The organism is Microvirga massiliensis, from assembly GCF_001006805.1.
In the GTDB taxonomy this organism is placed as follows: Bacteria; Pseudomonadota; Alphaproteobacteria; order Rhizobiales; family Beijerinckiaceae; genus Microvirga; species Microvirga massiliensis.
This window is the reverse complement of record NZ_LN811365.1, coordinates 54,825-68,974: the sequence shown is the minus strand read 5'-3', so window position 1 is coordinate 68,974 and position 14,150 is coordinate 54,825. Positions and strand designations below refer to the sequence as shown.

The following is a 14,150-nucleotide window of genomic DNA, read 5'->3' as shown; positions in this document are numbered from 1 at the left end:
CGACCTTCAGCCCTGTCTGGTCGGAGTGTGGACCACGAGGCCGTCGAGTTCGGGACGCACGCGAATCTGGCAGGACAGCCGGGATGTCGAGCGCACATCGAAAGCGAAATCGAGCATGTCCTCTTCCATGGGCTGAGGCTCTCCGACGACCGATGTCCACTCTTCCGCCACATAGACGTGACACGTGGCGCAGGCGCAGGCACCGCCGCACTCCGCTTCGATCCCCGGGATTCCGTTTCGAATTGCGTTCTCCATGACCGTGGAACCCACCTCCGCCTCGACCGTGCGGGAGGTGCCCTCGGCATCGATGAACGTGATCTTGACCATCCTTGACCTCGATTGTGCGCCGGTCACTTAAGCGAAGCGCGACCGGAAAGCGAGGCCCTCGGGTCCCGTAATGGTCCCGAGTGAGATTCACGAGGCGTGACTTATGGTTACCAAGACGTTAACGACGTTCTCAGGAGCCTGGGGACGTCGGGTTTTCACGACTGACCCCGGTCGCTAAACTCTCTTGGTAAATAGCGCGAAACTATTGTCGACCGTGCCGGGAGGCGGCCCGGCGGCAGCGATCGGCGTTCCGACCGACCTCGGTGGAGCGTCGCCGCGCTGCATGTTGCGTCATTGAGGGCGGACCATGGCAGTTGAACAGAAGAGACTGAAAGACCCGACGGAGGCCGCCCTGTCGGCGATCGAGCAGGCCTTGAATCTCAAGCCCGATGTCCAGCCTCCAGCCGAGGCGGAGAGCGAGTCCCCGGAAAAGTCGGATCCTCGTCTTCCGGACGTCGACGACCATGATTTCACGATGACGGAGCGCAAGCCGGAAACACCGGGCGCGGAGCGCGACGACGCCCGCGAGCGTGAGGCGCCTCCCCGTCCCTCGATCGTGTCGCCGGATAGGGCTGCCGTTGCCAACGATGATCGCCAGAGCGTCGGCCTGATGCTCCAGGCCCTTCAGACCCGGCCGTCGCGCACCCCCTACGTTCTCGCCGTCCTCGGATCGCTCCTGTGGCTCGCTGCGGCGATGTATCTCTCCTACTCGCGCGGCCTCACGAGCCCCGAGGCGCTCCTCGGCTCGTTCTCGCTGCCGTTGCTGGCGGCCGGAGCCTTTGCGGTGCTCGGGCCGGTCGTCCTGTTCTTCATCGCGGCGATGCTCGCTGCCAGGGCTCGGGAGATGCATCTCGTGGCCCGTGCGGTCGGCGAGGTGGCGGTCCGGCTCGCGGAGCCCGAATCTTTCTCGACCGATGCCGTCCTGTCCGTCTCGCAGGCAGTCCGCCGCGAGGTTGCCGCTGTCGGGGACGGAGTCGAGCGTGCGCTTGCACGCGCGGGAGAACTGGAAGCACTCGTTCGGAGCGAAATCTCGACGCTCGAGCGCGCCTATTCGGACAACGAGATCCGGATCCGGACGCTCGTGGACGAGCTGGTCTCTCAGCGCGAAGGCATCGTGTCGAATGCGGAGCGGGTGCGCGCCGCGATCGCCGGCGCGCATCAGACGATCACCCAGGACATCGAAGAGGCCGCGCAGCGGGCTGTCACGGCGGTGAACGATGCCGGCGAGCGCGTGAGCGGAATGCTCAACCAGCGAGGCGAGGAGATCACGCAGGCCCTCGACCGGACCGGCAACCGGGTCGTCGGGGAGATGGCCTCCCGCGGCAACGAACTCGTCGAGCGACTGACCGGGACGAGCGCCGAGATCCAGACGGGCCTCAGCGACGTCGGCACGCACATCACGACCACCCTCGAAGGAAAGGTGCAGGATATCACCGGCGCCTTCGAGCGGACGGGCGGGCTCCTGACGCGACATCTCCAAGAGGGAGCCGGCCAGGTCACCCGTACCTTGGCCGAGACCGGCCGCGGGATGATCGACGCTCTCGCGCAACAGGGCGGCGAGGTTCGCTCGGCGCTCGAGCAGACCGTGGCAAATCTCGAGGAAAGCTTTACGAGCCGCGGCGCAGAAATCACCGAGAAACTCGCTGCAACCGGCGGCGTGATCGCCGACGACATTTCGGCCCGCACCGCCGAGCTTCGCGATGGAATCGCCGCAGCCGGACGGACCGTCGGCGACGAGCTGACAGCGCGCAGCAACGCCCTGCGCGACGAGCTGGCCAGGACCGGCACGAGCCTCACGGATGAAATCGTCAGCCGCGGAGAGCGGTTGCGGGAGGAACTCGCCTCCACTGGAGGCTCCATCGTCGAGGAGATCACGACCAGGGTCGACGCCGTGCGCGAAGGCCTCGCGGCAACCGGGCTCGCCCTCGTGGAGGAGATCACGACTCGCGTGGGGACCGTTCGCGAGGAATTCGCCACGACCGGATCGGACCTCCTGGACGAGATCACCACGCGCGGCACGCGCGTCCGGGAAGAGCTTGCATCGGTCGGAACCTCCCTCGTCGAAGAGATCACGACCCGCGGGGGATCAGTCCGCGACGAGATCGCCGCCACCGGATCGGGCCTCGTCGAGGAGATCACCGGGCGAGCCGGATCGATCCGCGACGAGATCGCGGCGGCAGGATCCGTGCTGACGGCCGAGATCACATCCCGTGGCACGCAGCTTCGGGAGCAGTTCGAATCGACGGGAACAACCCTAGTCGAGGAAATCGTCACGCGCGGCGGACGCCTGCGTGAGGAGATGGAATCGACGGGCACCGCGCTTGTCGAGGAAATCACGACGCGCGGAGGACGCGTGCGCGAAGAGCTCGCCACGACCGGAACGTCTCTCATCAACGAGATCGTCCGCAGTGGCGGGTCGGTCCGCGAGGAGCTCGCATCGACCGGAACCGCTCTCACGCAGGAAATCGTGGAGCGCGGCACCCGCATTCGCGAAGAGTTCGTGCATGCGAATACGTCTCTGCTCGAGGAGTTGTCGCTGCGTGGAGGCGATCTCCGCGACTCGATTACCGAATCGGGCCAGACGCTCGTCTCTGCTCTGCAGCAGCAGGGAGCGGAGGTTCGCGAGGGAATTGCGAATACCGGCAGCACGCTCGTCTCCCAGCTGACCGAGAGCGGCAGCGCCGCTCGCGATCAGATTGCCGGCGCGGCCACCGATCTCGCAGACGAGATCGTCAGACGCGCCGAGCAGGCGCGGAAGGATCTGACCGCCGCCGCAACGGATCTCGCGGACGAGATCGCAACGCGCAGCGTCACTCTCCGCGAGCAGCTCGCGGCGACTGGTACCGAGGTCGTGGACGAGATCGTCGTGCGGAGCAGCGAGTTCCGGGAGCGCCTCGCCACGATCGGCTCGGACGTGGCGGAGACGATCGTCCTGCGGGGCAACGAAGTCCGCGAGACCTTCGAGAACACGATGCGCCTGGCCGACGAGGTCATCGGCGACAAGATCGAGAATCTGTCGACCCGCCTCGAGTCCGCAAGCAAGGCCGTGACCATCCAGGGCCGCGCTCTCGAGGAGAGCCTGGCCGCGACCGGCGAGCGGATCACCGGTGCCATCGACAACCGCGTCGAGGAATTCCGGGCCTCCTTCGAACAGCACGGCCAGGAATTCGCCGAGGCTCTCGCCCGCAACGCCGTCGAAGCTCACACCCGGCTTGCCGGAACTGGCAAGGAGATCGTGCTCGCGATCGCCACGCAAGGCGCTCGCGTGAATGAGGCGCTCAACCAGACGGGCACCGCTCTCGCGGGGACTGTGACCGAACGCGGCAGGGAGTTCGAGACCGTTCTCGGTGAGCGCCTCACCGCTCTCGGAAGCATCATCGATCGCGGCGGCACCATCGCCGACCGGCTGTCGTCGGATGTCATGACGCTCAGCGATACCATCAATGGTCGTTTCAGTGAGATGGATCGGCTCATCACGGTCCATGGTCGAGCGCTCGCCGACACGCTCTCGGAGAAGACTCGGGACGCGAGCACCATCATCGAGACCCAGATGGGTGCGCTCGAAGAACAGGCTACGCGCCGCAGTTCCGAGATCGCCACGAGTTTCGAGACTCTCGTCACCCGCGTCGACCAGACCCTTGCGGGAAGGGCGACGGCTCTGAACGAAGCTCTCGTGATCCGGACCGGCGAGATGGCGCGCGTGCTTGCCGAAGGTGGCCGCGAGGTTGCGGATGCCTTCCAGGTGCGTGCGGATGAGATCGCCGAGGCCATGGCCGCGCGGACCGGCAGCCTAGCCGAGACTCTCTCTGCGAAAGCCGAGGAAATCGACAGGATCCTGGGCAATCGCAGCGACCTGATCAGTGCGACCTTCGATGAACGGGTCCGTGCGATCGACGAGCTGTTCGCGGGGCGGGCCGCCGAGATCACGACGGAGCTGGGAAGCAGGGCCGAGCAGATCACGGCCGTGCTCGGAACCGAGATCGAGTCGATCCATCGTACTCTCGACTCACGCGCCGGAGATATCAGCGCCGCTCTCGGCTCACAGGTGGATGAGATCACCCGAACGGTCGGCTCTCGCGTGGAAGAAATCACGAGAGTGCTCGGCTCGCACGCCGACTCCGTCGACCGGACGCTCGGCTCGCGTGTCGAGGAGATCACCTCGGTGTTCGGCAGGCAGCTCGATGCCATCAACCGCACGCTCGGCTTGCGCGCCGAGGAAATCGGTGAGGTGCTGGGATCGCAGGTGGATTCGATCAATCGCACCCTCGTATCCCGCGTGGAGGAAATGACCGGCGTCCTCGGATCCCAGACGGATTCGATCAATCGCACGCTCGGCTCCCGGGTCGAGGAGATCGCGCAGGTCCTCGGGTCACAGGCGGATTCGATCAACAGGACGCTCAGCTCCCGTGCCGAAGAGATCGCGACGACCCTGGACGAGCATGTCAATCTCCTCGAGGAGCGGGTGGTATCCCGTCTCGACGGCGCGACGGGGAAACTCGACGAGAAAGGACGCGCAGTTTTCGGAGCGCTCGGTGCCCGTATCGCCGAAATCGCCAATCTCTTCGAGACGAGCGGCGGCTCGCTGCTGACACAGCTCGACGAGCAGAGAGCGAGGATCGGGAATCTCTTCGACGCGAACGGTAGATCCCTTCTCTCGGAACTCGACGAGCGCGCATCCCAGATCGCTTACGAGCTCCGCTCCGTCGGAGAGACCACGGTCCGCGCGCTCGACGAGACGAGCGATCGCGTCGCCGAAACCTTCGAAGCACGGAGCGGAACCGCCCTTCAGGCTCTGGAGCGGCAGACCGGTGCGCTTCTGTCCATGCTGGACCAGCGTACGTCGGACGTCGCGACGGCACTGCGCGAGCGGACTGCGGAAGTCACCTCGGTCTATGCGGAATCGACGGAGGCCATGCGTGCAGCGCTCGACGAGACCAGCGGCCGCGTCGTCCAGACCATCGAGTCACGGAGCGGAACGGCCCTTCATGCGCTCGAGCGGCAGTCCGGTGCGCTCCTGTCCGCGCTCGACCAGCGAACATCCGATCTCACGTCGGCTCTTCGGGAGCGTATCGCCGAGGTCACGTCGATCTACGCCCAGTCGGCCGAAGCGATGCGAACCGCTCTCGACGAGACCAGCGATCGTGTCGTCGGGACAATCGAGGAGCGGAGCGGCAGTGCGCTCGAGGTTCTGGAGCGGCAATCCGGTGCCCTTCTGTCGGCACTCGACCAGCGGACGTCGAATCTGACGTCATCGCTCCGCGAGCGCACCGCGGAAGTCACGGCTGCCTACGCGCAATCGACCGAAGCCCTGCGGTCCGCAATCGACGAGGGGGCGACGCGAGCCGTCACCGTGCTGTCGGGCACCAATGAGCGTGTGCGTCAGGAGATGTCCGGCGTTCTCGAACGGTTGCACGACACCAGCCGTCTTCTGCAGCAAGTCGTCACCAGCGCTAGCGGGAATCTCGGTGCGGTCGAAGGCGAGCTGGGCACTCGAATCCAGCAGGTTCAGTCGCTCATCAGCGAGATCTCCGCCCAGTCGGCTCAGGCCTCCGGGCAGGTGGCGGATCAGGTCGAGGCCCTGCGCGCGGTCTCGACAGGGGCGCTCCGCCAAGCCTCCGAACTGGCCCAAACCCTCGATGAGAGAGGCCGTGCCCTGCGCGAAGGCACGCGTGAACAGGTGCAGACGCTCGTCGAGACGACCTCTGCTCTCGAGCAGGTCGAACAGCGGATGTCGGCAGCCCTCCGGGATCGTCAGGAGTCCCTCAACGAGCTCGTCGGACGCGTCGAACAGCGTGCACGGGATCTGGATGGCGTCACCCGAGCATTCACGAATCTCGTCGAAGGCGCTCTGCAGAATTCCGAAGCCAAGGCCCGCCAGATCGGATCCGTGCTGGCCAATGCCGCGGAAGCGACGAGCCATGCGATCGGCGAGCAGTTCGAGCAGATTCGCACCACGACGAGCAGCGAGGGCGAGCGTCTCACTGCAACTCTTCGCACCTCGTACGAGCAGGCTGCGGCTGAGATGCAGGAGTCCCTCCTCAATGCGTCGACCCGGTTCAGCGAGACCCTGGGAGAGCTGAGGACCATGACCTCCCAGATCCATGAGGAGCTCGAGACGACTCGCGGCGAACTCCGTCGGGGAGTCATGGAACTGCCACAGGAGACGCAGGAAGCAGCTGCAAACATGCGCCGTGTCGTGGCGGACCAGATCAATGCGCTCAACGAGCTCGCAGCCCTGGTCTCCCGCTCGAACCGAGCCGTGGATGTTGCTCCGGCCGTGCAGCCTCGCCGCGTGAACGAGAGCCCCGTAGTCTCGGCTGTCGAGACCCGGCAGGCGCCGGCGCGCCTCTCCGGCGAGAGCACGGTCACCGCCCGCTTCGCGCCTGAGCAGCAGGCCCCTGCGCCGGTCCCGGCACCGCAGCGGCCCGCTGCAGCTCCCGAGCCGCAACGTCGCCACGAGGCCGCTCCTCCGCGCGAGGCGACGGCAGGCGCGCGCGGCGGCGGCTGGCTCTCCGACCTCCTGACGCGGGCCTCACGCGAGGAAGGCGAAGAGGAATCGCGGCCGGCTCCGCGCAGCGACCGGTCCCGGGTCAACAGCCTGGAATCGCTCGACTCGATCTCCGTCGATATCGCGCGGATGATCGATCACGACGCTGCCGTCGAGCTGTGGGATCGCTACAAGCGAGGCGAGCGGAACGTCTTCACCCGGCGCCTCTACACACTGCAGGGCCAGCAGACCTTCGACGAGGTCCGGCGGAAATACCGCCGCGATCCAGAGTTCAAGCAGACAGTCGATCGCTACGTCGAGGAGTTCGAGCGGCTGCTCGCCGAGGTGTCGCGCGACGATCGGGACTCGATGCTCGCGAAGACCTATCTCACCTCCGAGACCGGTAAGGTCTACACCATGCTCGCGCATGCGAGCGGACGGTTCGACTGAGGCGGATTATGACCAGCGCCCGTTTTCAAAGTGCGGAAACGGGCGCCGGGTCGGATTGAAGAGTGTTGCTGAGCCCGGCGTTGTCGCGAGTCGCAGGCTGCGCACAGTCCATTGTGACAGCCCGTCATCGTGAATGGGGTGCACATTCAGGAGCCCGGCCATCGACGGGTAGATTGCTTCGCCTCCGGCTCGCAATGACGGGTGTGGTTCAGGCGTCACCTCGCTTCCGGCCCTGCACCTCCCGCCCTCACACTCTCTGCGTCATTGCGAACAAGTGAAGCAATCTACCCGTCGACGGATGGTTCGCGTCGCCCGCGGTTCGGAACGACTGAGCACTCCCCCCGTCTCGTGACGAATGAATCGGACGAGATGAGCGCCCTCAGGTTTCCGGTGCGTCGCGGCTCGGGATCGAAGTGGTGCTGACCCAGCGGACGATGTTGAGCATCACGGTGGAGAGTGCTTCGTCGAGCGCCCTCGCTGCATGAGGCGCGTCGATGGCCGCGACCGGTACGCGGGCCCGGAACAATCGGCCATTCAGGATCCGGCCGGTTCGATCGCTAACCAATTTTGCGGAAAGCTCGACGAAGGCTTCGCCCGCGGGGGTCTCGATCTGGAAAGCGCGGATTTCCGAGATGAGTTGCGCATCCGCCACAGCGCCGCTGCTCGGCCGTGCGACTGCTCTCAATCGCGAGGCGTTCTCGAAGGTGTAAATCAACCGCGCCTGCACGAGCGCCGGCAACTCGTCGGCCCATTGTCCGTTTCCGAGCGACGAGATAGTCCCGGCCGCGTCTTTCACGACGATCTGCCGCCCGGCGAACACGGCGATCGCCGCGGGCGGCTGAACGAGAATTTGGCTGGCGTTGGAGTGTCTTGCGGCGGCTACCGGCGCCGTCAGGTCGTACGTTGTCGGGGCCGGAGTCGAAGAGCATGCGGACAGCATGATCACCGCGCCCAACAAGCCGAATCGGAGGGGCCTGCCCCTTCGGCAAGAACGAGGCAGGAGATGCACGAGCCCTGAACGCATGCGTGTTACTTTATCGTCGACCGTTATATTCCGGGATGGACGGACGGCCGCCAAAGATCAATTGCTGTGGATTGCGCTCCAAGCCCTTCACGGCACGGCTGATATCATTCAGCGTGCGGCGCCCTTCCACTGCGAGCGCTTCGACCTCGCGCAGGCCAGAATTGGTGAATCGGTTCACGCCGGTGGAAATGTCCGCAGTCCGCTTGTCGAGGTTGTCGGCAAGCTGCCGGATGGACCGAGCCGCCTCCCGGATTTCGACGAAAGTACTGCTTCCCTCCTTCTCTCCCGTGCCGAGGAAGCCCTCCGCCGCTTGCAGGACGTTGTCGACGCGGTCGGCGGACTTGTTCAGTTTCTCGGCGATGGAGCGGGCATCGGCGATCGTCTTTTCGACATCGTCTGACGAGCGGCCGAGCGTTGCCGCGAACCGATCGATATTGTCGACCGTGCGTCCGACCTTCTCACTATCGACCGATCGGGCAAGATTGCCGATATCTGCAAGCGCCTGATCGAGTTTCGGCGCGGTCTCGTTCAGCCGGGCGACCAGGCTCCCTGCGTCCCGGAACGTATCGGTGAGGACCTGCCGGTTCTCTCCCAAGGCCTGGGTGAAGGTATCGACGTTCTCTACGATCCGTGCCACGCGTTCCCGATCGACGGACTTGACGAGTCCGTCGACCTCGGCGGTAAGCGAATCGAGCTTGTCGCCGAGCGGCCCGATCCGGTCGGCCGCCTCGCGGGTCACACGGTCGATATTGTCAACCGTCCGCGCGACCTTGGCCGAATCCACGGCACGAATGATCGCATTGATGTCGGAGACCGTGGAATCGAGCTTCGGCGCGGTTTCGTTCAGGCGAGCCACAAGTGACGCCGCGTCATTCATCGTCCTCGTAAGGGTTTCGCCGTTGCGATTCAGGTTGTCCGTGAATCCCTCGACATTCTCGACGATCCGGGCCACCTGCTGCCGGTCGACAGCCTTGACGAGCTCGTTGACATCCGTGGCCAGCGTCTCGAGCTTCTCGGCGAGAGGGCCGATTCGCTCCGCAGCCTGCCCGACCTGCTCGAGAAAGCGATCGATGCCCGGTGCATTGTCGCTGAGGGCCTCCGAAAAGCGCTCTGCATTCTGAATCGTCCGCGCTACGGCCGCTTCGTTGTCCGCCACGACCCGCCCTACCCGTTCGAGGACGTCATCGGCGCGGCGCGCGATGTTGCGCGCACTTTCGAGCAGATCCTGGAAGTCGGAGCGGTCCGCAAAGATCGTTGGCAAGGGCTGGCCGGGCCCGGCGACCAGCGGCGGTGCAGTCGGCTCGCCGCCCGACAGTCCGATTTGGGCCACGCCCGTCAGGCCCTGGTATTCGAGGCGGGCCCGCGTATCCGTCCGGATCGGCGTGTTCGGGTCCACCCCGACGATCGAGACCACCCGGCGGGGATCCTCGGGCAGAAGGCTGATGTCGAGGACCTCGCCAACGCGGATGCCGTTGAAGAGGACGACCGAGCCCTTCGTCAGCCCCGCAACCGAGCCGGCGAAGACGATCCTGATCTCCTGGCGCCCCTGCCCCCGGTCACCGCCGGAGAACCAGTAGACGAAACCGAAGCCGGCCGCGATCACCGCAAGGGTGAAGAGGCCGATCAATGCGTAGTTCGCCCGAGTTTCCATATTGTCCTATCCGGGGTCGGCCAGTACCGCGCGGGCCCGCTTGCCATGGAAATAGGCCCGCAGCCAGGGATGGTCGGACGCCAGCAGCGTCTCGATAGTTCCGGATGCCAGAATCCGGCCCTCCCCAAGCGCTGCGATGCGGTCGCAGACCGAGTGAAGGCTGTCGAGGTCATGGGTTACCATGAACACGGTGAGCCCCAAAGTCCGCTGGAGTGTCGCAATCAGTTCGTCGAAATCGCCCGCTCCGATCGGGTCGAGTCCAGAAGTCGGCTCGTCCAGGAACACGATTTCCGGATCCAGGGCGAGGGCCCGGGCGAGGGCCGCCCGCTTGATCATGCCCCCCGACAGCTCGGACGGAAACTTGTCGGCAGCATCCGAGTTCAGACCGACCATCTCGATTTTCAGCATCGCGAGCTCGTCGAGCAAGCGGCTCGAGAGAGAGAGATACTCCCGCATCGGCACCTGGATGTTCTGCTTCACAGTGAGAGCCGAGAAGAGAGCTCCCTGCTGGAACAGAACGCCCCATCGCTTTTCCACGGCGCGCCGCTCCGAAGCGGAGAGCGCGTCGAGATCCTCTCCGAAGACCTCGATCGTGCCATGACGCTTCGGAACGAGGCCGAGGATCGCGCGGGTCAGCACGGATTTGCCGGTCCCGGAGGCGCCGACGAAGCCCAGGATCTCGCCCCGGTACACGTCGAGGTCGAGCCCCTTCATGATCGTGCGCTCGCCGAAGCCGACCTCGAGGTCGCGCACGCGGATCACGGTCTCGCGGTCCGAGGGAGAGGAGTGGCGGGGTTGCTCCGGCATGTTCAGTAGCGGATCGCCGCGAAAAACATCGCAAAGAGGCCATCGAGCACGATGACCATGAAGATCGCCTTCACGACGGATGACGTAACGTGACGTCCGAGAGATTCGGCGGAGCCCTGGACGGCAAGGCCTTCGATGCTGGCAATGACGCCGATCACAAGCGCCATGAAGGGCGCCTTGATCATGCCTACGAAGAAGGTGTTGAGGGCGATCGCTCCGCGGAGCCGCGAGAGGAAGACGTCGATACTGACGTCTCCATAGATCCATGCCGTGATCGCTCCACCGGTCAGGGCGGCAATCGACGAAAGAAACGTGAGAAGGGGTAGTCCGATCACCAGCGCGAGGATGCGTGGAATGATCAGGACCTCCATGGGATCGAGCCCCATGACCCTGAGGGCGTCGATCTCCTCGCGCATTTTCATCGAACCGATTTCCGCCGTGAAGGCGGAGCCGGAGCGGCCTGCCACCATGATCGACGTCAGGAGAACGGCGAGCTCGCGCAGGATCAGGATTCCGGTCAGGTCCACCACGAAGGGCGTCGCCCCGAATCTCTGCAGCTGGAAGATGCCCTGCTGGGCGATGATGCAGCCGACGAGGAACGAGATCAGGACGATGATCGGGACGCCGCGATAGGCAACCTGCTCGAGCTGGTTGACGAGAGCCGTGCCACGAAATCTCTTCAGGTGCGTGACGACCCGTAGCAGCGCCGCGACGAACTCACCCAGGAAGGCAATCCATCCCACGAGATCCCGGCCGGCATCGGCAATGGTCTTGCCGACATCGACCAGGAAATCGACGAACCGGGAACTCGGGCGGACCGATCGCGCCTCGACGTCGTGAAGGGCCACCTCGTTCAGCAACACCTGCTGGTCGTGGCTCACATTCGCGAAATCCGCCGACCGGCCGTTTAGTCCGAGGTCATGCCGGGTCCGGTCCAGGACCAATGCCCCGAGCGTATCCAGCCGCTCGATTTGCCGGAGGTCGAGTATCAAACGGTGGCCGTCGGCGGCTCCGACGATTTCGGCCGCGAGGTCTTCAATGGTGGCCGAATACTGGGCCGTCCAGCGACCGAACAAAGTCGCTCTGACTTCGTCACCGATACGCTCGATCCTGGCCTGCGGCTCGTGAGCCAGGGTATCCTGCGGCACCGTCCCCTCGACGCTTGAAGAATCGCTTGGTGATAGCGTGCTGACGCGGCAGAAGTCGAGCCACTGCCGGAGTGTTCCATGACCCGCCGCCTGACTACCCATATCGAGAGCTTCCCGATTGCTGGCCGATTTACGATCGCCCGAGGGTCGCGCACAGAGGCGATGGTCGTCACGGCGGTCATCGAAGAGGACGGCGCGGCCGGTCGGGGAGAATGCGTTCCCTACCCTCGTTACGGAGAAAGCGTCGAAGGCGTTGCGGCGGCAATTGACGCTTTGCGCGATGACATTGCGAGCGGTCTCAGCCGGGAGGCCCTCCAGCAGAAACTGTCTCCCGGAGCGGCCCGGAACGCGCTCGATTGCGCCTTGTGGGATCTCGATGCCAAGCGTTCCGGCATCAGGGCCCATGTGACCGCCGGCGTGGATCGGCTGAGGCCCGTGACCACGGCCTATACGATCAGTCTCGATGCACCGGAAGCCATGGCGGAGGCTGCAGCTCGGGCCGCCCACCGCCCCATCCTGAAGGTGAAGTTCGGCGCGCCGGGTGGCGACCTCGACCGGATCCGCGCCGTTCGGGCCGCGGCACCGGATTCCACTCTCATCGCGGATGCCAACGAGGGATGGACGGAAGACAACCTCCAGGAGCATCTCGATGCCTGCGCCGAGGCGGGCTTCGCTCTCATCGAACAGCCCCTCCCCGCAGCGAACGACGCGGCGCTCAGAGCGGTTCGACGCAGCGTGCCGGTCTGCGCGGATGAAAGCGTTCACGCGAGAGACGGATTGGACCGCCTCGTGGGGCTCTATGACGCAATCAACATCAAGCTCGACAAGACCGGTGGCCTCACGGAGGCGCTTGTCCTGGCGGATGCAGCCGAAGAGCGCGGCCTCGGGCTGATGATCGGATGCATGGTCGGAACGTCGCTCGCCATGGCTCCGGCCCTGATTCTTGCGCCTCGTGCCCGTTTCGTCGACCTCGACGGACCGCTCCTGCTCGCGCGCGACCGCGAGCCGGGGCTCCGCTACGATGACAGCGTCGTGTTTCCACCCGCGCCCGAACTCTGGGGGTGATCTCCGGCAAATTGCGCCTCATTCCTTGAGCCTTGGCGCTCGGCCTCGAAGCGTCGGGACGCAATGAACGCAAGAAGGAACCCGGCAAGGCTCAGCGGTGACATGGCGGCGAAGAGATACGGGCCGAGAATTTCGTAGAGCGGGCCGCTCGCGAGAGTCGCTCCCGCGAATGCGAGAGCGCTGGCCGACCCGAGAATGCCCTGTGCGCGACCACGACCGTGATCGGGCGCCAGGGCCGCAAGCGCTGCTATGGCGCCGAGATGTGTCGCCGCAAAGGTCAGTCCGTGCAGCGCCTGGACGAGAAAGGTCCCCACCAGCCCTGGTTCGAAACTCAAGCCCAGGAACCGGACCACGCCCGCGAGACCGCCGAGCATCAGGAGATCGAGCCCGGTACCGCGGCCGACGGCCTTCCCGAGCCAAGCGAAGGTAGCGATCTCTGCGATGACTCCGGTGGCCCAGAGGATTCCGATGATCTGGTCCGGGAAGCCGACGGAACGCCAGTAGATGCTCCCGAACGTATAGATGCCTGCATGGCTGGCCTGGATCAGTGCGGCGGCACCGATCACCAGCCAGAGAATTCTCGGCAGTGATACCTTCGCCGGAGTTCGAGCGCCGGCTGAAACAGGCGCGACAGTGGAGGCCGGAACGGCCCAAAGGGTCGCTGCAAGCGCCAAGAGGGGCATCGCGGCGAGGCACCAGGGAATGATGCCTGCTCCGAACCGGTCGACGAGGATTCCGGCCAGGATGCTCGTCAGGAGGAAGGCAACGGATCCGGCGCTGCGGATCCTCCCGTAATGAAGCCGATCGTTGGTCCGCACTGCCAGCATCGTCACGAGATCGTTGGCGGGAATGACAGGGGCGTGTGCGACTGCGAGGAGCGCCACGGCCACGGCGATCGAAAGCTCGTGGTCGAGAATCGCGAGCAACGGATAGCCGACCGCCTGTGCGGCGTGGCTCGCAAGCAACAATCGCCGAGATCCCACGGAGTGATCCGCCAGGGCGAGAAGTGGCGCTGTCGCGAGAATTCGGACGATGATCGTGATCGCGAGGACGATGGAGATCATGGCCGGGCTGAGCGCCTTGCTGGCCAGCCAGACGGGGAGAAACGGCAGATGGATGCCGACGCCGAGGAAAGTTGCGGCATGGAGAGCGGACAGGCTGACGCCATCCCAGGAGGGAGCCGGTTTCATG

Annotated in this window: 8 protein-coding genes; 2 read left to right on the top strand and 6 right to left on the bottom strand. The window is 65.2% G+C overall.

The genetic code is table 11. From position 1 onward, the window contains the following. Positions 1-6: 6 nt before the first annotated feature. On the bottom strand, positions 7-327 hold the full coding sequence (locus tag BN1233_RS35075) for a 2Fe-2S iron-sulfur cluster-binding protein (RefSeq protein ID WP_046868293.1): 321 nt from the start codon (positions 325-327) through the stop codon (positions 7-9). Between the two features lie 307 nt (positions 328-634). Between BN1233_RS35075 and BN1233_RS35070 the strand changes: the two genes are divergently transcribed. Next, positions 635-7,264, top strand: coding sequence for an apolipoprotein A-IV repeat region-like domain-containing protein (locus BN1233_RS35070; RefSeq protein WP_046868292.1), 6,630 nt, complete (start codon positions 635-637; stop codon positions 7,262-7,264). Positions 7,265-7,643: 379 nt separating this feature from the next. On the opposite strand, the gene BN1233_RS35065 is transcribed toward BN1233_RS35070, so the two are convergent. The 4 genes from BN1233_RS35065 to BN1233_RS35050 form a co-directional block, all read right to left on the bottom strand. Next, on the bottom strand, positions 7,644-8,204 hold the full coding sequence (locus BN1233_RS35065; RefSeq protein ID WP_046868425.1) for an ABC-type transport auxiliary lipoprotein family protein: 561 nt from the start codon (positions 8,202-8,204) through the stop codon (positions 7,644-7,646). 94 nt (positions 8,205-8,298) lie between these two features. Further along, complete coding sequence (locus BN1233_RS35060) at positions 8,299-9,939, bottom strand: MlaD family protein (protein ID WP_046868291.1); 1,641 nt, start codon at positions 9,937-9,939, stop codon at positions 8,299-8,301. A gap of 6 nt (positions 9,940-9,945) precedes the next feature. Continuing rightward, complete coding sequence (locus BN1233_RS35055) at positions 9,946-10,746, bottom strand: ABC transporter ATP-binding protein (protein ID WP_187144452.1); 801 nt, start codon at positions 10,744-10,746, stop codon at positions 9,946-9,948. A gap of 2 nt (positions 10,747-10,748) precedes the next feature. Beyond that, positions 10,749-11,894, bottom strand: coding sequence for an MlaE family lipid ABC transporter permease subunit (locus BN1233_RS35050; RefSeq protein WP_046868290.1), 1,146 nt, complete (start codon positions 11,892-11,894; stop codon positions 10,749-10,751). Positions 11,895-11,972: 78 nt separating this feature from the next. Between BN1233_RS35050 and dgcA the strand changes: the two genes are divergently transcribed. After that, positions 11,973-12,959: an N-acetyl-D-Glu racemase DgcA gene (gene dgcA / locus BN1233_RS35045; protein WP_046868289.1), complete on the top strand. Its 987-nt coding sequence runs from the start codon at positions 11,973-11,975 to the stop codon at positions 12,957-12,959. On the opposite strand, the gene BN1233_RS35040 is transcribed toward dgcA, so the two are convergent. Beyond that, positions 12,911-14,149, bottom strand: a complete 1,239-nt coding sequence (locus BN1233_RS35040; RefSeq protein WP_048709919.1) for an MFS transporter — start codon at positions 14,147-14,149, stop codon at positions 12,911-12,913. The genes dgcA and BN1233_RS35040 overlap by 49 nt on opposite strands. Between the last annotated feature and the right edge of the window lies 1 nt (position 14,150).